This is a genomic window from Winogradskya humida (assembly GCF_016862215.1).
GTDB classification, from domain to species: Bacteria; Actinomycetota; Actinomycetes; order Mycobacteriales; family Micromonosporaceae; genus Actinoplanes; species Actinoplanes humidus.
The window spans coordinates 164,237-181,486 of sequence record NZ_BOMN01000027.1 but is presented as its reverse complement, the minus strand read 5'-3'; the positions used below and the strand labels follow the sequence as shown (position 1 = coordinate 181,486).

Below are 17,250 nucleotides of genomic sequence, written 5' to 3'. Positions count from 1 at the left end.
GGCCTGCCCCGGCCTGCTCCGGCCTGCTCCGGCCTGCTCCGGCCTGCTCCGGCCTGCTCCGGCCTGCTCCGGCCTGCTCCGGCCTGCTCCGGCCTGCCCCGGCCTGCCCCGGGCCGCCCCGGGCCGCCTGGCCCGCCCGGCCCGGGGCGGTGACTCATGCACCGGGCGACACGGCTACGGCACCGCCCTGTGCCGCTTCGGCTGGTTATAGCTATGGCTCCGGGCGAATAGCTACAGCACTGGGGCGATAGCTACGGGCTCCGGGGGCTGGGGCTCGGAGCGGTGGCTACGGATCCAGGAGCGGTGGTTACGGCTTCGGGGGCGGTGGTTAGGGAACTGGTCTGCGCTGCTTCGGCTCTGGGACGGTGGCTATGGCGTGAGGGGGAGCTGGACCGTGATGAGGAGGCCGCCGTTGGGGTTGGGGATGAGGGTGAGGGTTCCGTGGTGGGCGTGGACGATGGTGTGGACGATGGCCAGGCCGAGGCCTACGCCGGAGTGGTCGTTGGTGTGGGTGCGTTCCGTTCCTCGTTGGAAGGGTTCGGTGAGGGTGGGGAGGAGGTCGGGTGGGAGTTGGCGGCCTGTGTTGGTGACTTGCAGCAGGCTTGTTGTGCCGGTTGATTCGGTGTGGATCGTGATTGTGCCGCCTGTGGGGAGGTTGTGGACGATGGCGTTCTGGATGAGGTTTGTTGTCATTCTGGAGAGCAGCTCGGGGGAGCCGTTGGTGGGGGCTGGGCGGCTGGTGATGTCGAGGGTGATCTGGCGTTGTTCGGCTAGGGGGAGCAGTGTTTCGGTGGCTTCTTCGGCTATGAGGGAGAGGTCGACGGGTTCGCGGGTGAAGGTTCCCTGGTTGCCGCGGCTGAGTAGGAGGAGGGCCTCGGTGAGGTTGATTGCTCGGTTGTTGGCGGCGTGGAGGCGTTCGATGAGTTCGTCGGGGCCGCGGGCTGGGTCGTTGCGGGCGACCTCGAGGAGTGTTCGCGAGATTGCCAGCGGGGTGCGTAGTTCGTGGGAGGCGTTCGCGGCGAAGCGTTGCTGCTGGGCGATGTGGGATTCGAGTCGCGCGAGCATGGAGTCGAAGGCGTCGGCTAGTTCGCGGAACTCGTCGTTGCGGCCCTGGAGCAGGATGCGGTGGGCGAGCGACCCGGCCTTGGCCGTGCGGGTGGCCTCGGTGATGCGGGCCAGCGGGGCGAGCATGCGGCCGGCGAGGATCCAGCCTCCGGCGAGACCGAACACGAGCAGGAATGCGAGCACGGCGGCGGCGCGGGGTGCGAAGAAGCGCAACAGGTTGGATCGGATGGGGAAGACGCCGGTGGTGATCTGGGTGGTGTCCGGGACGATGAGTTTTGCCTGGTCGGGGACGTAGCGCAGGAGGAAGACCCAGACCGCGGCGAGCAGCAGGGCGCCCGCGATCATGAGGAAAGCGGCGTAGCTGAGGGCGAGTTTGAGGCGGACGCTCGCCCCGGGGAGCCTAGCCATGAAGGTCGATTCGGTAGCCGACGCCGGCGACGGTGGCGATGATCCAGGGTTCGCCGAGGCGTTTGCGCAGGGCGGAGACGGTGATGCGGACGGCGTTGGTGAGGGGGTTCGCGTTTTCGTCCCAGGCGCGGGCCAGCAGTTCTTCGGCGCTGACGATTCCGCCCTCGGCGGCGACCAGGACTTCCAGCACGGCGAACTGCTTGCGGGTCAGGGCGACGTAGCGGTCGTCGCGGAAGACCTCGCGGCGGAAGGGGTCGAGGCGTAGGCCTTCGAGCTCGTGGACCGGGGGCCGGGCGTACGCGCGTCTGCGGTCGAGTGCGCGGAGCCGCAGGACGAGCTCACGCAACTCGAACGGCTTGGTGAGGTAGTCGTCGGCGCCGAGCTCGAACCCGGAGGCTTTGTCATCGATCCGGTCGGCGGCCGTGAGCATGAGGATCGGCATTCTGCTGCCGGACGCGATGATGCGCCTGGCCACCTCGTCGCCGGAGGGGCCGGGGATGTCGCGGTCGAGGACTGCAAGGTCGTAGGAGTTGACGCTGAGCAGTTCCAGGGCGGAGTCGCCGTCGCCAGCAATGTCGGCCGCGATCGCTTCCAGCCGCAGACCGTCACGGACGGCTTCGGCCAGGTGGGGCTCGTCCTCCACGATCAGTACGCGCATGCCGCAAGCCTATTCATATCGGACATCGAGATCAGCCCGCCGAGGAGCGGAAGGGGAAGTAGGAGGGCTAGGAAAGACGGGAGCGGAAGTAGGAGCGCAAGGAGAGACGGGAGCGGAAGTGGGAGCGGGAGGAGGAACGGGAGTGGGAGGGGAAGTGGGAGGGGAGGCTGCGGTGCGCCACCAGCGGCGTGATCCCAGGGCGGCGAGTACGGCGCCGGCGGTGTTGACGAGCACGTCGTCCACGGAGGACACGCGGTCGAGCTGGAAGGCGTACTGGGAGATTTCGACCAGGATTGAGCAGCCTGCCGCGAGTGCCATGATCCGGGGGACGGATGCCAGTGCCGCGAACCGGATCGGTGCGAAGAACCCCAGCGCCGCGAAGACCAGCAGGTTGCCGCCGATGCCGATGGGGCCCATCGTTACCAGGTCGCGTAACGGGATCAGGCTCACTCTGCCTGGGACGATGCCGGCGCCGGGGCCCGGCATCAGGGTCATCCACAGGAACGGCGCCGTCCCATAGATCATGCCGACCTCGGCCACCGAGAACCGCCACGCCGAAGGGAGACCAGCGGCAGGCGGACGGCGGGCGGTGCGGCGCAGGAGTGTGAGGGCCCCGGCCGCGAGCAGGGCGAACGGCAGGCCGATCAGCGTCATGAGGACCACGCCGTTTTCCGTGTCGAAGCAGCCGTGCCACCGTCCGGCCATGCATGCCGGGGCGGCCATCGTGAGAGGCCGTCGCGCGACGTACCCCAGGCCGACTATGACCAGGACGGCGACAATCGGCAAGACACGGCGGAGCTGCATCCCCCTATTAGAGAGGGAGGCCCGTTGCCTTGGCGTATGCAGTTTTGGATACGCCCGCGATACAACGCGATACAACAGGCCTAGGACGCGAACGCGGCGAACAGGACCGGGTCGTGGGCGCTGATGACGGCGAGGCCTGACCGGTGCAGTTCGGCGAGCCGGGCGTGGTTGGCGCGGACCTTGGTGATGTCGTGGGCCACGAGGCGTTCCTGGATGCGCAGGGCGAGGGGTGCGCGGGTGGTGCCGTCGATGGTGCCCCGGTGGTAGAACGCGTCGCCTGCGTGGAGAATCCAGCGGTTGCCGGCGTCGACGGCTACGGCCATGTGGCCGCGGGTGTGGCCGGGCAGGGCGATGAGGACGATTCCCTCGTCGATACCGGTGAGGGGCTGGGCTGCGGCGAAACCTTGCCACGGTTCGCCGGCGGGGGTGTGTTCGACCAGTTTCGGACCGTGGGCCCATTGGAGTGGGCGGTAGCGGTTCTTCTCCATACGGGTCGGGGTGGTTCGGGCGCCGAGGGCTTCGGTGGCGGTGACGTGGATCGACGCGTGGGGGAAGTCGGCGATGCCGCCGATGTGGTCGAGGTCGAAGTGGGTGATGAGGATGTGGCGTACGTCCTCGCGGCGGAAGCCGAGCCGTTCGACCTGGTGGGCGGCGGTTTCCTCGGGGCGCAGGACCGGTCGGATCAGGGTACGGACCGGTCCGAGCCTGCGTCCCGGGTCGGCGATGTCCTGCAATCCGAAGCCGGTGTCGACCAGGACCAGGCCCTGGGCGGTCTCGAGCAGCAGCACGTGGGCGACCATGGGCGCGGTAGGCATCAGCATCGTGCCGCAATTAAGATGGTGAATCTTCACAACCCGAAGGCTAGAGCCGCCCGAAACAGCCAAAGGCTAGGGCCGCCCGAAACAGCCAAAGGCTAGGGCCGCCCGAAACCGCTGATCGGCTGGGTGTCGATGGTGGCGATCCGGATGTTCTCGCCGTACTCGGGGGCGTGGATCATTTTGCCGTCTCCGATGTAGACGCCCACATGGCTGATCGGTGCGTAGAAGAAGACGAGGTCGCCGGGGCGGAGGTCGCTCCTGCTCACGTGGGGTAGCGACCCGTACTGCCGGGCGGCGTTGTGCGGGAGGTTGATGCCGGCCTGCTGCCAGGCGTCCATGGTCAGACCGGAGCAGTCGTACGCGTTCGGTCCGTCAGCGCCCCACGAGTACGGCTTGCCGAGCTGGGCGAACGCGAAGTCGACCACGCGACCCGCGGCGCCGGCGATGTAGGGCGGCGGGGTGGCTTCGGGGGAAGGCCCGAAACGTGAGCTCCCCGCGTACGTCAGGGATCGCATTTGCCTGAGGGTGTTGATCTCGCCGGTGACCGTGGCTTTGCGCGTGATGAGCTGGAGTTCGAGGGTGCGTTGCTGGGCGGCGAGGGCGTTGAGGGTCGTCCGGGTGCTGACGACGTCGGCTCGGGCCCGGCGCAGGTTTTTCGCCGCGTTCCGGGAGGTGGTGGCGAGCTGGTTCAGGATGAGCAGCTTGTCGACGAACTCGTGGGGGTTCGCGGAGGCGAGCAGGGTGACCGTCGGGCCGGACCGCGTGCGCTGGTAGGTGCGCGACATCAGGTCGTCCATCAGGGCCTGCCGGGTGCCCAGGGCCCGGGTGAGGGGGCGCAAGGTCACACCCAGGCTTCTCGTACGCTCCCGAGTGGCTCGCAGGTCCTCACGCGAGTTGTTGTACTGCTCGACGATCACCTCGAGCTGGCGCGCGGCCGCGGCGATCTGCTTGTCGAGCTCCGCAGCGGTCGGTTTGTCCTTGAGCGGCGAGGCGAAAGCGGCGGGGCCGGTGAGCAGCAGAGCCGACAGCACCGCCGCTGCGAGGGCTCGGGCGAGAGTTGGCACGGGTTGATAACGACGCAAAAGCCACAAAAGCCACGGGATAGGGTACGGATACGGGTGGGGGGTATGCTGGCGGTATGACGACCGAGGAGCACGAGCACGTCGGGCCGCACGGATACTCGGGGGACAAGGCTGCCCTGCTCGGCCGGTTGCGGCGCATCGAGGGGCAGATCCGGGGGCTGCAGCGGATGGTCGACGAGGACACGTACTGTATCGATGTCCTCACTCAGATCTCCGCCGCGAAGAGTGCCCTGCAGGCTGTCGCCGTCGGGTTGCTGGAGGACCATCTCGCACACTGCGTCGTCGACGCCGCGCGCGCCGGTGACCCCACCGCCAAGGTCAAGGAAGCCTCCGACGCCATCGCGCGCCTGGTCCGGTCCTGAATCATCGAATAGAGGGAGTGTCAGTCATGGCTGTCACCAGCACATACACCGTCTCCGGCATGACCTGCGGCCACTGCGTCCAGGCCGTCACGAGTGAGCTGTCCGAGCTTCCCGGCGTTGCCGGTGTGGAGATCGACCTGGGCAGCGGAGCCGTCACCGTCACGAGCACCGAGCCCCTCACCGACGACGCCGTCCGTGCCGCGGTCGACGAGGCCGGCTACGAGCTGGCCAATGCCTGAAGCCGCCCCAGAAAACGCCGCCCCCCAAAAAGCCGCCCCCCAGAAAACGGAAGAGCGAAGCGCGGCCTTCCGGCTGGCCACCTTCGGCGCGGCCCTCGTCGTGGTCCTCTTCGCGGGCTACGGCATCGGCCGCTTGAACAACTCGGTCGAAGCAGCGGCCACCCCGCCGCAACCGCAAATGACGGATATGTCGGGAATGTCGCATGACGACGCCGGTCAGCCGGCCCACGTTCATAACGCGGACGGCACGGTCTCTCAGGCAGCGGCAGTCGCGCCGGCGACCGGGGAATCGGTAGGCGGCCTGGCGCTCACCGCGAGCGGCCTGACGATGGTCCCCGAGACCGCGACCCTGCAAGCGGGCAAGAAGCAGAAGTTCAGCTTCCGCATCACCGGAGCGGGCGGTGCCCCCATCACCACCTACGCGGTGGTCCACGACAAGCCCCTGCACTTCGTGGTGATCCGCCGCGACCTCACCGGCTTCCAGCACCTGCACCCCACGATGGCCCCGGACGGCACCTGGTCGATCGACCTTCCCCCGGCCGAGCCCGGCAGCTACCGCGCGATCGCTGACTTCACGGCGATCGTCGGCGGCCGGCAGACTCCGGTCGCCCTGGGCGTCGATCTCACGGTCGCCGGAAACTACGTCCCGGTCCCGCTCCCCGCGCCGGTCACCGAGGCGACTGCCGGCACCTTCACCGTTTCGTACGCAGGCAGCCCGCAGATCGGCTCCACCCAGCCCCTCCTCCTGACCGTCCGTGATCAGGCGGGTAAATCGGCGGCGCTCGAGCCGTACCTAGGAGCATTCGGTCATCTTGTTGTGCTCCGCGAGGGTGACGTCGGCTATGTCCACGTGCATCCGGAGCCGCAGCTCGCGGATGGTGCGGTGAAGTTCTGGCTGGCCGCTCCCGGCCCGGGCCGCTACCGCATGTTCTTCGACTTCCAGGTGGCCGGCCAGGTGCACACCGCGGCGTACACGGTCGTCGTCGGGTCCTGACGAAAATGTGGATCTCCAAACCGGGTCAGGCTGGGTTAGGCTCCCCTAACCAAGCATGGAGGTGCTGCTATGACGTTGGCCGATCCTGCGACGGAGCCACTGTCCGTACGGTTGCGGACGGGGACCCGGCCTGACCATGACGCGGCGCAGGGGAGCGGGTTCCTCGATCGGCTCGCCGCCGGGGACCTGCCACGCGCGGCGTATGCGGACCTCGCCACCCAGCACTACTTCATCTACGAGACGCTCGAGCAGGCGGCCGCGGCGATGGCCGGCGACCCGGTCGCCGGCCGGTTCGTCTTCCCGGAGCTGACCCGCCTGCCCGCGCTCACGGCCGACCTCGCGCATCTGACGGTCGAGGTCAAGGAACCGTTGCCGGCCACCGAGGAGTACTGCGAGCGGATGCGCGAGGTGGCGTTCGACGAGCCGTGGGGTTTCGTCGCGCACCACTACACGCGTTATCTGGGCGACCTCTCCGGTGGTCAGTATCTGGGGCCGGCCATCGCCAAGGCGTACGGGCTGGACGGTGCCGGCCATGAGTTCTTCGTGTTCGACGGGATCGAGCCGCCCGCTTTCCGGACCGGCTACCGCGAACTGCTCGACGGGGCGGCGTTCTCCCCGGAGGATGAGGAGCGCTTCCTGACCGAGGTCGTGGAGGCGTACAGGCTGAACATCGCCGTTCTCGCCGAGCTGAAGGAGCGCTGGTCATGACGTTCACCCCGGAGGTCGTCGCGCAGATCGCGAGCCACATGAACGGCGATCACGCCGACGACAATGTGCTCATCGTGCGGGGGCTGGCCGGGATCGGGTCGGCCAGCGCGGCGCGGATGTCCGGGATGGACGCCGACGGCATGGACTTCGAGGCCACTGTGGACGGCATAGCGGTGCCGGTGCGGATTCCGTTCGCGCAGCGCCTCACCGAGCGCAGGCAGGTGCGTGGCGAGGCCGTCCGCATGTACCAGCAGGCATGCGTGGCCCTGGGCATAGAGCCCACGCACTGACGTAAATGGGCGTCCCGCCAGTCGGTGGGACGCCCTGATTTTTACGGTACGCCGAAAGCGCACCCGACAATGATCAGTCCTCGGTGCCCGTGCCGACGCCGGCCTCGGAACCACCGGACATCTCGCCCGCGGTCACAGACTCCGCAGCGTCCCCGGCACCACGGGCACCACGACGGCGACGCCGGCGGGGCCGCGTCTCACCATCGGCCGAGCCGTTGTCCGAGCCGTTGTCCGAGCCGTTGTCCGACCCGTTGTCCGAACCGGCGTCGGAAGCCGCAGGACCGTCCGACTCCGCAGCGGAGAACGTCGGGACCACGGTGCCGGACTCCGCCGCTGCGGCCTCGCCTGTGACGCCGTCCGCGACCTTGCGACGACGACGCTGCCGGCGCGGCCGGTCGGAGGCCTCCTCGGAAGAAGGCGCTACTGCTGTCTCGGCGGCGTCCGACACGGGCGCGGCTGCGGCCGGGGCCGGGGCCGGGGCGTCGTCGCCACCACGGCGGGAGCGGCTGCGCGGCGGGCGGGCCGAGCGGCCACCACTGTCACGGTCACCACCGCGGTCATTGCGGTCGCCACCACGGTCGTTCCGGTCGTTGCGCCCGCGCCGACGGGTGCCGCCCAGGTCTTCCTCGACCTCGGCGGAGAGGCCCACCCGGCTGCGGTCGGCGGTCGGCAGGGTCCCCGAGATGTCGGCCGGGATGTCCAGGTCGGCGTAGAGGGCCGGCGAGGTGTGGTACGTCTCCGGCGGCTGCGGCATGTTGAGCCCCATCGACTTGTCGATGAGCACCCAGCGCGGCATGTCCTCCCAGTCCACGAACGTCACGGCGACGCCGGTGGCGCCGGCCCGGCCGGTGCGGCCGATGCGGTGCGTGTAGGTGTCCGGGTCCTCGGGGCAGTCATAATTGATGACGTGCGTGACGCCCGAGACGTCGAGACCGCGGGCCGCGACGTCGGTGGCGACCAGGACGTCGATCTTGCCGCTGCGGAACGCGCGCAGTGCCCGCTCGCGAGCGCCCTGGCCGAGGTCACCGTGGACGGCCGCGACGGCGAAGCCACGGAAGTCGAGGTCCTCGGCGACCCGGTCGGCGGCCCGCTTGGTGCGGGTGAAGATCATCGTCAGGCCGCGGTCGCGGGCCTGCAGGATGCGGGCAACCATCTCCAGCTTGTTCAGCGGGTGGGTGCGATAGACGACCTGCTTGGTCAGCGGCGAGGGGCCACTGTCCGCGGTGTGACCGGCGTGGATGGTCACCGGGTGGTTCAGGAACCGGCGCGACAGCGCGACGATCGGGTCCGGCATGGTCGCCGAGAACAGCATCGTCTGACGCTGCTCGGGGAGCATCGCGAGGATCTTCTCGACGTCCTCCAGGAAGCCCAGGTCGAGCATCCGGTCGGCCTCGTCGAGCACGAGCGCCTTGATGGACTTGAGGTTGAGCTGCTTCTGCTTCGCGAGGTCGAGCAGTCGGCCGGGGGTGCCGACCAGGATCTCGACACCCTTCTTCAGGGTCTCGACCTGCGGCTCGTACGCGACGCCGCCGTAGATCGGCAGCACCCGCACGCCGCGGGTCGCACCGGCGGCGGCGAGGTCACGCGCGACCTGGATGCCGAGCTCGCGGGTCGGGACGACGATGAGGGCCTGCGGCTTGCCGTCGGCGCCCTCCGAGGGGGCGGTGACCCGCTCGAGGATGGGCAGGCCGAAGCCGAGGGTCTTGCCCGTGCCGGTGGGCGCCTGACCGATGAGGTCCGTGCCGCGCAAGGCGATGGGGAGCGCATACTCCTGGATGGCGAAGGCCCGGGTGATCCCGGCGGCGGCGAGCGCCTCCACGGTCTCGGCGCGGACGCCCAGCTCGGCGAAGGTCGGGCTGTCGGCGCGGACGGGGGCGCGGGTCAGTACCGGTACCAGGGCGGGTTCTGTCTCATTCGTTTCGATGTCGGTCATGAAGTTCTACGGGTGCCTCTCGTGGTGCGCCCGTCGAATTCCTGGGCGCGGTCTGGGTAGGGCGCGGGCCACACGCGAGATGAGAGCTCGCGGGCCGCACGCGCGTCGCCGCGGCGATGGAGCAGCGGAAAAGACCCGCTGCCAGCGAGAAAGACCCGGATCTGGTCAACAAACACCGGGATCTGGTCAACGCTGAATGGATCGACGTCTGCGGCGACGTGCCAAGTCTACCCGACAGAGAGATTGTGCACCTCAGGCCGAAGCTCACGGGGTGGTAAAGCTACGTCAGGGGACCCCGGCGGATCCCCTGACGTAAATTCGCTGCATTTTGCCGGTGGAGCGATGAAACTCCGGTTGCCGATGGAGCGATGAAACTCCCGACTCAGCGGGTGGTGAAGCCGAACGGGCGGTTGGCGCTCTCGGCGATCTCCACGTAGGCCACCTTGGAGATCGGGACGATCACCTTGCGGCCCTTCTCGTCGGTCAGGGTGAGGACGCTGTCCTTGGCCATCGCCTCGGTCACAGCCTGCTCGACCTCGGCCGGCGTCTGCGCGCTCTCCAGCACCAGCTCGCGCGCGGCGTACTGCACGCCGATCTTGACCTCCACGGGGTCCTCCCTTTCAGCAGTCTTCCGACCTGAAGGCTAGCCGATTTCCGCGGACGTTCCCGGCGTTGACTCACCATGCAGGGGGAAGCTGGCGATACCCCGCCAGATCAGGGCCGCGACCAGGGCTTCCGCCTCGGGTTTCGCGGTCTGGCGGCCCGAGGCGAGCCAGAACTGCGCCGCCTGCCCCGCGGCTCCGACCAGGCCCGACGCGATCAGCTCGGCGTTGGCGCGGTTGAGACCCGTGTCGGAGACCACAGTGTCGGTGACCGCGGCGATGCAGCCCTGCTCGACTCGTTCGACCCGCTCGCGGACCTGGGGGTCGTTGCGCAGGTCGGACTCGAAGACGAGCCGGAACGCCTCGCTCTCGTGATCGACGAAGTCGAAATACGCCCGGACGGCGCCTTTGACCCGCTCCTTGTTGTCCGGGGTGGCCATCATCGCGCTGCGAACCTTGGCGATTATCGCGTCGCAGTGCGTGTCCAGCAGCGCCAGATAGAGCTCGAGCTTGCCGGGGAAGTGCTGGTAGAGGACCGGCTTGGAGACCCCGGCCCGCTCGGCGATCTCGTCCATGGCCGCGGCGTGATACCCCTGAGCCACGAAGATCTGCTGCGCGGCGGCAAGCAGTTGCTTACGACGCGCGGAGCGCGGCAGGCGCGTCGGGCGCCCCGCCGTCTGTGCCCCGCCGGACGCAGCGGTCATGTCTACCAACCTCCGGTGCTAGGTCCGATCCCGCGGGTGCGCGAAGCGGATTGCCCGGTTCGTCGTCTGTCGCGTTCCGGGCGGGCAATTGTCGCGACGCTGCAACTTATCGCCACTGCCCCCACACGGTAGCCTCAGCACGGGGCAAGCGAGGAGCGCGTGGTGGACGAAACAGGGCAAAACGGTGACGCAGGTACCGCGGAAGGTGGTACCGGTGCTGATTCGCGTGACCGCACCCTGTTGAACGGCTGGGCCGCGCGGGAGAGCCCGTGGTCCAACGCGGGTGCCGCACTGGACGCCGAAGCGGACATCCCGGCCTGGCGCCGACCGGCGACCGAGGCCCGTCCCTTCCATCTCCCGCAGTCGTTCCCGCCCGCCCCTGAGGCCGACCTGCCCGAGCCCGCGTCCGACATCGAGCCTTTCCCGCTCGAGAACGCCGCCGCGCCGCGCTGGTCCTCGAGCCGCGCCCGCTATTCGGACCTGCTCAACCACCTGTCACCCAACGGCGACGGGCCGGCCGCCCCTCCGGCGCCGCCGGCCCGGCCCGATCCGCTGTCGCCCGAGTTGCTGCGCGGCGACGAGACCACGCCGGGGCTGCTGCCGTCGAGCGCCCCGCCGTACCCCTATGAGGGAGACCTGGACGATGCGCGCCAGCCCAGGTCGTCCTACAACGGCGACAGGCCTTTTCCATCGGTACGCCCCGCAGCGCCCGGTCCGCGCTCCGACTGGGCCGTCCCCGAGTCAGCGCGTCACGCGCTCGAACCCACCCCCGCCGCGGGCCTGCCCCGGGTCCTGCCGGCTACCGACGAGTCACGTTCCGGTGATCAAAGGTTGAATCGTCCGTCGTACGATCCCTCCAGCTTCCCACGCCGGTTGCCCTATGAGGCACCGCAACCGGCGTTCACCCGGCCCGGAGACCCCGGCCCCGGGACCCCGGGCGAGCAAGCATTTCCCGCCCTGCCCCAGCGCGTCCCGGCCGAGCCGGACGTGCCCACTGTCCCGGAGCCGCCGTCCGTGGAGCCAACGGCCGAGACCCCCGCGCTCGCGCGGATCGCGACGCACCTGCGCCGTGACGACGCGCCCCAGGAGCGGCACGAGGGTTTCGACGTCAACGCCATCCTCGAGGCGGTCCGCGAGGTCGACGGAGTCCGGGACGCCGCGCTGCGCACTACCCCGGCCGGTGCGCACAGCCTGCGCCTCGACCTCGCCGAGGGCGCCGACCCGGCCGAGGTGAGCCGGCAGGTCGCCCGTCTGCTCCAGGACCGGATGGGCCTCGACGCCGCGATGCAGGGCGCGATGCCGATGGCGGGCGGGCCGCTCGACGACCCGCCCCGTGCCGGAGCCCCCGCGCCGCGCTCGGCGCCACCCTCCACCGGTCCGCCGCTCACCGCGTCCCGGTCCATCCCGACGGTCGCACCGCGCTCCGCGCCACCCGCCCGGCCCGTTTCGGCCGCGCCTGCCCCGACATCCGCACCCCCGTCCGGCCCGCCCATCGCGGGACGCGCACCGATGGCACCCTCGTCGTCGCCCCCGGCCGGCGTCCCGCTCGCGCCGTTCGTGCCCAGCCAGCCGAACCCCGCCGGCCGCGGCCTGCCGCAGCGCCTGCCCACCACCTCCGAGCACATCCCCAGCGGCGTCGACCCGGCCGCACCCCGGCCGCTGCTCGACGCCGGTTCCCGCCCCGGCCCGCGCATCATGATCGAGAACGTCCAGGTCAACACGTTCGGCACCGAGGCCACGGTCAAGGTCCGGCTCGTCGTCGACGGCCAGATCGCCGCCGGTGAGGCCACCGGACCCTCGGTCGACGGCTACCTGCTGCGCCTCTGCGCCACGGCGACCGCCAACGCCGTCGACCAGATCCTCACCCGCTCCGGGCATGCCGACGGGCCGGCCAAGTGCTTCATCGAGCACGCGGCCGCCGTACCCTTCGGATCTATCCAGGTGGCCGTGGTCATCGTCCTGCTCGCCACCGACGGGTGGGTCGAGCAGCTCGCCGGCTCGGCCGTGGTCACCGGTGACGACCGGCACGCGATGGTTCGCGCCACATTGGCGGCGGTGAACCGCCGGCTGGAGGCACTCTTGTCCTGATGAAGGGTGCACAACTCGCGGCGGACGACGCCCTGCCGGTGGCGGGTGCCGTCCCGCCGCCCTGGCCGGCCCGCAAGGTCATGATCGACGGCACGATGCTGCACGTCCGCGACACCCCGGCCACCGCGCCCGGCGCCGAGCCAGCCGTCTACGTGCACGGCCTCGGCGGCTCCTCGCAGAATTTCACCGACCTCGCCGGCCTGCTCACCGACCGCTTCGACGCCCAGGCCGTCGACCTGCCCGGCTTCGGTTACAGCGACCCCAGCAGGCGATACTCCATCCAGGCGTTCGCCGACCGGCTCATCGGCTTCCTCGACCACGAGGCCCGCGGCCCGGTCCATCTGGTCGGCAATTCGCTGGGCGGATCCATTTCAGTACGGGTGGCAGCGCTGCGCCCCGACCTCGTACGCACCCTGACCCTCATCAGCCCGGCCATGCCCTTCCTCAACCCGCGGCGTACGGCACACGGGCCGATCCTGCCGCTGCTCGCACTGCCCCGCGCCGACCGGCTCTTCGCCTGGGGCATCAGCCGCATCACCGCCGAGGAGCAGGCCAAACAGGTGCTGCTCGCCTGCTTCGGCGACACCGCGAAGGTCAGCGACCAGCGCCGGTTCGAGGCGATCGAGGAGATCCGGCTGCGCTACACCGTCGAGCACTATCCCCGGGCCTACATGGGCACGCTGCGAGGGCTCGTGTCGAGTTTCCTCCGGGCGTACCTTCCGGGGGTCAACTCCCAGTGGCGGCTGGCCGCGCGTGTCACCGTGCCCACCCTCATCACCGGCGGTCTTCGCGACACCCTGATCGACCCGCGGGTGCCGGCCCAGGTCGCCCGCGTGATCCCCGACAGCCGCCTGCTGCTCCTGCCCGGCGTCGGCCACGTGGCCCAGATGGAGGTCCCCCGGGTGATCGCCCGCGCAATCGTCGGTCTCCTCCAGGACGTCCGCTCCCCGGTGGGGTGACAATCGGTTCCGCTCCCCGGCGGGGTGACAACCGGTTCGGCTCCCCGGCGGGGTGACAATCGGCGTTCGGGGATACGCCACGCGCGCCGCTGGGTAAGAGATCTCAGTGACAACAGGCGCGCGAATCACCCCCGATGCCGTGTGGCACCCTGACGGCCGATGATCGACACCCCCACGCCCGACGCCGTCACCGAAGCGCCCGAGCCGGGCACCGACCGCCGCCGCTGGTGGCTCGCCGCGATGATGGTCGTGGTCGTACTCCTGGTCGGAGGCCTGCTCCTGCCCACGGTCTGGTCGTCGACGACCTCCACGCCGGGCACCTCCGGCGCTTCTGCCGGGCCTGCTCCGTCACCTGTTATATCTGCCGGTGTCCTGCCCTCTGCCGCTGGTCCGTCCGATGCTTCCGCTGCCGGCGCTGCTCCGTCTGCCGGTGCGGTTCCCCCCACCGATGCGGTTTCCTCTGCCGGTCCGGGTTCCCCTGCTGGTGAGGTGAGCCCGGAAGCCGTGACCGCGCTCCCGGGAGCCGTGCCGACCCGCGGCACGGGAACCTTCGACTATGCGCAGGGCTGGAGCAAAATCTTCGGCACGTCCGGCACCATGCGCCGCTTCCACGTGGCGGTCGAGAAGGGCAGCAACGAGGACCTGAACTCGTTCGCCACCCAGGTCGAGGCCATCCTCGGCGACGACCGCAGCTGGATCGGCGACGGCCGGCTCCGCCTGCAACGGGTCCCGGGCAACGTGAAAGCCAGCTTCACCGTCTACCTCGCCACCCGCGAAACCGCCGGCCGCATGTGCCGCATCGGAGGAGTGGCCATCGACGTCGGCGGCCGCCCCTACACATCCTGCCGCTCCACCGGCCGCGCGATCATCAACCTGGACCGCTGGCGGCTCTCGGCCCAGCCCTACATCAGCGCCAAAATCACCCTCGCGGTCTACCGCCAGTACGTGATCAACCACGAGGTGGGCCACGAACTGGGCCGCCACCACGAAGGCTGCCCAAAACGCGGAGGCCCGGCCCCGGTGATGGTCCAGCAGACCCTCACCCTTCGTGGTTGCATCCCATACCCTTGGCCACGCAGAGATGGCAACCTGCTCCAAGGTCCACCGGTCTGACCCGCCGGGGCCCATACGATCGGATGGTTCTGAGTACGTCTCGCGAAACGCCTGTGACAACCGCCGCCCTCTGGCACTCTGGCCTATGTTATGGCAAAGGCGACAAAAGGTTCCGCAGCTCCCCGGACCGCCGCTGAGGAGCAGCCCCCCAGGAACCCACCGACGGCGAAGACCCCCGCGCCCACCAACACCCCCGCACGCCCACGCCCCACCAAGCCCAAGCCGACCCCGGCCCAGCCCGCTGCGGCTGAGCCTGCGGTGGCTGAGCGCGCGGTGGCCCAGGCCGTTGTGGCCCAGCCCGATGTGGCTGAGCGTGCGATGGCTAAGCGTGCTGCGGTTAGGCCTGCTGCGGTTAGGCCTGCGACGGCCCAGCCCAATGTGGTTGAGCCGATGGGGGCAAGGGCCACGGCTGTTGGGTCCGGCGCGATCGGGTCCAGTGTGGTCCAGCCCGGTGTGGTGCGGCCTGGTGGTGCTGAGCCTGGATCGGTCCATCCCGGAGATACCCCAGATGCCGCGACCCAGCAAGCAGTTGTGGTCGATATCGGATCGGCCCCGCGCAGGTCTGGCGCGGCCCGATCCGGTGCGGCCCGATCCGGTGCGGCCCGCTCTGTTGCGGCTGGGTCTGGCGCGGCCCGATCCGGCGCGGCCGGGTCTGGTGCGGCTGGGTCTCGTGCGGCCCGATCCGGCGCGGCCGGGTCTGGTGCGGCTGGGTCGCGTGCGGCCGGGTCGCGTGCGGCGCGGTCTGGGGGGCCTCTTGCGGCGCGGTCCAAGGCCACGGTGGCTGCTACAAGGTCGACGCCGGCGAATTCAGGCGTGACTACCGCAGCTATCGGTAAGTCAACTGCGGCGAGCGGAGCCGCGGCTGGCTCCGCTCCGGCCAAGTCGACTGCCACCAAGTCGACTACCACCAAGGCTGCCGCCACTAAGGCTCCCGCGGCCAAGTCGGTCGCCACCAGGACGGCTTCGACCAGCGCGGCGGCAACCAAAGCCGCTCCGGTCAAGACATCCGCAGCCACGGCGTCGAAAGCCGGAGTAGGCAAGACGGCTCCCGCAAAGGCACCGATCGCCAAGACCGCGCCTGCCAAGACCGCGCCTGCCAAGACCGCGCCTGCCAAGACCGCGCCTGCCAAGACCGCGCCTGCCAAGACCGCGACGGCGATGACCGCCCCGGTCAAGACCGCGACCCGGGTGGCCTCTGCCAAGGCGACCCCTGCCAAGGCAAACCCTGCGAAAACGTCGCCCACCAAGGCCGTCTCCGCAAAAACCTCGGCTGAGAAGCCTCCGGCGACCAAACCTGCGGCGGTCAAGACCACGCCCGCGCCGGCTAAGGCCGCACCGGCTAAGACCGCGCCGACCAAGATCACGACCGCTAAAGCAGGGGCAGCGAAGGCGACGCCGGCGAAGGCTGCCCCTGCCACGACCGCGGCCACGAAGACCGCAACCAAGTCGGCTCCCGCGGGTCCGGTAATCAAGGCGGCTTCCGCGGGTAAGGCGACCTCAACAAGTCCCGGTACTACGAAGACCGAGTCAACGAGCGCAACCTCGACCAAACCTGCCCCTCGTAAGGCGGCACCTACCAAGGCGACGTCGGCAGAGGGAACCGCGGCAAAGGTGACGGGTTCTCAAGGGGGCCTGGCCGAGGTTGTAGTGCCGGAGAAGAAGGCGACTCCGGCTACTGCGACTCGGGCTCGGAGTCGGGCTGCTCGGGCTGTGGTGGGGGAGTCTGGTGGGGTTCTCAATGCTGAGGATGTCGCTGAGGCTTATGCCGCCGGCGAGGCTGATGCTTCCGCGGGGGCCAAGAGCCGGGCGGCGGGGGGTGCGGTTGCGGCTGATGCGCTTGTTATGGCTGCGGCAGGGACTGAGGTTCAGCGGCCGGTTCGGCGTTCGGGGGGTAAGACTGCGGGGCCTGCCAATCGGCCTTCGCGGGCGACTTCGGGCAGGAGCCGGCCTTCGGCTGCGCGTACGGGGGCAGCGACCCGGCCTCCGGTGGAGGGGACGCCGCCGGGGGAAATTCCTACTCGGCCGACAATTCCCATCGAGCCGGGCAGGCCGGTGGAAGCGACCGAGCCTGTCGAGATAGCGGCTGACGGTAGTGGTGTGGATGCCAAGGTCGGCGAGTCGGCTGCGCTTACCGAGGTGGCCATGCCGGTCGAGGCTCCGGCCAGTCGCAGCGTCGCGCCGGCTGAGGCCCCTGCCAGCCGCAACGCCTCGCCGGTGGAGGCATCGGGTCTCGCGGTGGCAGGGACGGATAGCGCGGGGCCCAGCAGTGCCGGGCCCACCAGTGCCGGGCCTAGCAGCGCGGGGCCGACCAGCGCAGAGCTCAACAGCGCAGGGCTCGACAGTGCAGGGCCGGGTGCTGCGGTGCGGGGGGTGCCGGGGGCGTTCGTTGCTCCTGGGGAGTATGGGTTTCCGCCGGTGGGGGC

The 17,250-nt window shown here is 69.9% G+C and carries 17 protein-coding genes and 1 pseudogene; 9 read left to right on the top strand and 9 right to left on the bottom strand.

What is annotated here, in order from left to right:
* Positions 1-211 (top strand): annotated as a pseudogene (locus Ahu01nite_RS11725) (hypothetical protein); the annotation flags it as partial.
* Between the two features lie 158 nt (positions 212-369).
* Here Ahu01nite_RS11725 and Ahu01nite_RS11720 read toward each other — a convergent pair.
* The 5 genes from Ahu01nite_RS11720 to Ahu01nite_RS11700 all read right to left on the bottom strand — a co-directional run bounded on the left by Ahu01nite_RS11720 (position 370) and on the right by Ahu01nite_RS11700 (position 4,817).
* Entirely contained in the window at positions 370-1,473 is a 1,104-nt protein-coding gene (locus tag Ahu01nite_RS11720; protein ID WP_203836486.1) for a sensor histidine kinase, read from the bottom strand.
* A complete protein-coding gene (locus Ahu01nite_RS11715; protein WP_203836485.1) occupies positions 1,466-2,131 on the bottom strand; it encodes a response regulator transcription factor in 666 nt (221 codons plus the stop codon). The genes Ahu01nite_RS11720 and Ahu01nite_RS11715 overlap by 8 nt, the downstream gene beginning before the upstream one ends.
* Positions 2,132-2,140: 9 nt before the next feature.
* The gene (locus tag Ahu01nite_RS11710) at positions 2,141-2,935 is read right to left on the bottom strand and encodes a VanZ family protein (RefSeq protein ID WP_239158780.1); all 795 of its coding nucleotides are present in this window, start codon (positions 2,933-2,935) and stop codon (positions 2,141-2,143) included.
* Between the two features lie 80 nt (positions 2,936-3,015).
* Complete coding sequence (locus tag Ahu01nite_RS11705; protein WP_203836484.1) at positions 3,016-3,786, bottom strand: MBL fold metallo-hydrolase; 771 nt, start codon at positions 3,784-3,786, stop codon at positions 3,016-3,018.
* A 62-nt stretch (positions 3,787-3,848) separates the two neighbouring features.
* Entirely contained in the window at positions 3,849-4,817 is a 969-nt protein-coding gene (locus tag Ahu01nite_RS11700; RefSeq protein WP_203836483.1) for a C40 family peptidase, read from the bottom strand.
* A 74-nt stretch (positions 4,818-4,891) separates the two neighbouring features.
* Between Ahu01nite_RS11700 and Ahu01nite_RS11695 the strand changes: the two genes are divergently transcribed.
* The 5 genes from Ahu01nite_RS11695 (at position 4,892) to Ahu01nite_RS11675 (ending at position 7,428) form a co-directional block, all read left to right on the top strand.
* Positions 4,892-5,197: a metal-sensitive transcriptional regulator gene (locus Ahu01nite_RS11695; protein WP_239158779.1), complete on the top strand. Its 306-nt coding sequence runs from the start codon at positions 4,892-4,894 to the stop codon at positions 5,195-5,197.
* A gap of 26 nt (positions 5,198-5,223) precedes the next feature.
* Positions 5,224-5,436, top strand: a complete 213-nt coding sequence (locus tag Ahu01nite_RS11690) for a heavy-metal-associated domain-containing protein (protein WP_203836482.1) — start codon at positions 5,224-5,226, stop codon at positions 5,434-5,436.
* Positions 5,429-6,430 carry a DUF8832 domain-containing protein gene (locus Ahu01nite_RS11685; protein WP_203836481.1) on the top strand — a complete coding sequence of 334 codons (1,002 nt, stop codon included), beginning with the start codon at positions 5,429-5,431 and terminating at the stop codon, positions 6,428-6,430. Before Ahu01nite_RS11690 ends, Ahu01nite_RS11685 begins: the two co-directional genes overlap by 8 nt.
* 69 nt (positions 6,431-6,499) lie before the next feature.
* Positions 6,500-7,138 carry a biliverdin-producing heme oxygenase gene (locus Ahu01nite_RS11680; RefSeq protein ID WP_203836480.1) on the top strand — a complete coding sequence of 213 codons (639 nt, stop codon included), beginning with the start codon at positions 6,500-6,502 and terminating at the stop codon, positions 7,136-7,138.
* The gene (locus Ahu01nite_RS11675; protein ID WP_203836479.1) at positions 7,135-7,428 is read left to right on the top strand and encodes a DUF2470 domain-containing protein; all 294 of its coding nucleotides are present in this window, start codon (positions 7,135-7,137) and stop codon (positions 7,426-7,428) included. The genes Ahu01nite_RS11680 and Ahu01nite_RS11675 overlap by 4 nt, the downstream gene beginning before the upstream one ends.
* A gap of 73 nt (positions 7,429-7,501) precedes the next feature.
* On the opposite strand, the gene Ahu01nite_RS11670 is transcribed toward Ahu01nite_RS11675, so the two are convergent.
* The 3 genes from Ahu01nite_RS11670 to Ahu01nite_RS11660 form a co-directional block, all read right to left on the bottom strand.
* A complete protein-coding gene (locus Ahu01nite_RS11670) occupies positions 7,502-9,361 on the bottom strand; it encodes a DEAD/DEAH box helicase (protein WP_203836478.1) in 1,860 nt (619 codons plus the stop codon).
* Between the two features lie 382 nt (positions 9,362-9,743).
* The gene (locus Ahu01nite_RS11665; RefSeq protein WP_203836477.1) at positions 9,744-9,968 is read right to left on the bottom strand and encodes a DUF3107 domain-containing protein; all 225 of its coding nucleotides are present in this window, start codon (positions 9,966-9,968) and stop codon (positions 9,744-9,746) included.
* Between the two features lie 36 nt (positions 9,969-10,004).
* Entirely contained in the window at positions 10,005-10,667 is a 663-nt protein-coding gene (locus Ahu01nite_RS11660; protein ID WP_203836476.1) for a TetR/AcrR family transcriptional regulator, read from the bottom strand.
* 240 nt (positions 10,668-10,907) lie between these two features.
* On the opposite strand from Ahu01nite_RS11660, the gene Ahu01nite_RS11655 reads away from it, so the two are divergent.
* The 3 genes from Ahu01nite_RS11655 (at position 10,908) to Ahu01nite_RS11645 (ending at position 14,827) form a co-directional block, all read left to right on the top strand.
* A complete protein-coding gene (locus Ahu01nite_RS11655; protein ID WP_239158778.1) occupies positions 10,908-12,755 on the top strand; it encodes a Daple in 1,848 nt (615 codons plus the stop codon).
* Positions 12,755-13,714 (top strand): alpha/beta fold hydrolase, encoded by a 960-nt coding sequence (locus Ahu01nite_RS11650; protein ID WP_203836474.1) that lies wholly within the window; start codon positions 12,755-12,757, stop codon positions 13,712-13,714. The genes Ahu01nite_RS11655 and Ahu01nite_RS11650 overlap by 1 nt, the downstream gene beginning before the upstream one ends.
* Positions 13,715-13,873: 159 nt before the next feature.
* On the top strand, positions 13,874-14,827 hold the full coding sequence (locus tag Ahu01nite_RS11645; RefSeq protein ID WP_203836473.1) for a DUF3152 domain-containing protein: 954 nt from the start codon (positions 13,874-13,876) through the stop codon (positions 14,825-14,827).
* 83 nt (positions 14,828-14,910) lie between these two features.
* Here the strand turns inward: Ahu01nite_RS11645 and Ahu01nite_RS51805 are convergent, their stop codons facing one another.
* Positions 14,911-16,071 carry a hypothetical protein gene (locus tag Ahu01nite_RS51805; RefSeq protein ID WP_369076632.1) on the bottom strand — a complete coding sequence of 387 codons (1,161 nt, stop codon included), beginning with the start codon at positions 16,069-16,071 and terminating at the stop codon, positions 14,911-14,913.
* Positions 16,072-17,250 lie beyond the last annotated feature (1,179 nt).